Annotated in this window: 1 protein-coding gene; it reads left to right on the top strand. The window is 48.4% G+C overall.

Annotation, left to right across the window (positions count from 1 at the left end):
* Positions 1-31 precede the first annotated feature (31 nt).
* Positions 32-630 (top strand): type II secretion system F family protein (locus AB4496_RS28360; RefSeq protein WP_372133389.1); only part of this gene is annotated, 599 nt, incomplete at its 3' end.

The following is a 630-nucleotide window of genomic DNA, read 5'->3' as shown; positions in this document are numbered from 1 at the left end:
GAAGTGATGCGAGTGACTAAGGAAGTCTAGTATGGCGGCATTTGAATACAAAGCGCTGGATGCCAAAGGTAAGAGCAAAAAGGGTTCGATTGAAGCGGATAATGCTCGTCAGGCTCGCCAACGTTTAAAAGAACAAGGTTTAATGCCGGTTGAGATGACCGAAGCTAAGGCGAAAAATGCGAAAGGTACTCAGCCTTCGACCAGCTTTAAGCGTGGTATCAGTACGCCAGATCTTGCGTTGATTACTCGTCAAATATCCACGCTCGTTCAATCAGGTATGCCGCTAGAAGAGTGCTTGAAAGCGGTAGCTGAGCAGTCTGAAAAGCCACGTATTCGAACTATGTTACTGGCAGTCCGATCTAAAGTGACAGAAGGTTATTCGCTAGCGGATAGCTTGTCTGATTATCCACACATCTTCGATGAACTGTTTAGGGCCATGGTTGCGGCGGGTGAGAAGTCTGGTCACTTAGATGCGGTATTGGAGCGACTGGCCGATTACGCAGAAAATCGTCAGAAGATGCGCTCTAAGCTGCTACAAGCGATGATCTACCCTGTGGTGCTGGTGGTGTTTGCGGTGACGATTGTTTCGTTCCTGTTGGCAACCGTGGTACCTAAGATCGTCGAGCCTAT

It is taken from the genome of Vibrio sp. 10N.222.46.A1, assembly GCF_041473595.1.
Taxonomy (GTDB): domain Bacteria; phylum Pseudomonadota; class Gammaproteobacteria; order Enterobacterales; family Vibrionaceae; genus Vibrio; species Vibrio tasmaniensis_A.
This window is presented reverse-complemented; position numbering and strand designations above follow the sequence as displayed.